Source organism: Deferrisoma palaeochoriense (assembly GCF_054656955.1).
In genome coordinates this window covers 1-392 of the sequence record NZ_BAAHXI010000186.1, presented here as the reverse complement: position 1 = coordinate 392, position 392 = coordinate 1, and the positions used below count along the sequence as shown (strand labels likewise).

At 69.1% G+C, this 392-nt stretch carries 1 pseudogene; it reads right to left on the bottom strand.

What is annotated here, in order from left to right:
• Positions 1-61 precede the first annotated feature (61 nt).
• Positions 62-392: pseudogene (locus tag ACYQ8L_RS18645) on the bottom strand (ISNCY family transposase); the annotation flags it as partial.

The window sequence follows — 392 nt, the reverse complement described above, 5'->3', positions numbered from 1 at the left end:
TCCCGCGCTCGCGGCACACTCCTCCCCTGTGGGAGGACGGGTGTTCCCCCAGTCGGCTCCCTCAGGTCTCGGCCAGGCGGATCCGTGCCAGCGTGACCAGGTTGTACCCTACGACCGTGCTCCACACGTAGCGCCCAAACCCGTCCCACCCCGACCACAGGCACCGACGCAGCGCGTAGGCCCGCTTCAGCACCGAAAGCACCCCTTCGATCGCCGCCCGAAACCCCCGAAGCGCCCGGTACACCCGGCTGTTGCGCACCATGTCGGCGATCTTCAGCCCGCGGCGCTTGGCAAAACACACATCTTCCACCCCGGCGCCCTTGGCCGCCGCCAGGTTCGCCTTGGACGCAAACCCTCCATCCGCCGCGGTCTGCTTCGGGGCCTCTCCGTAG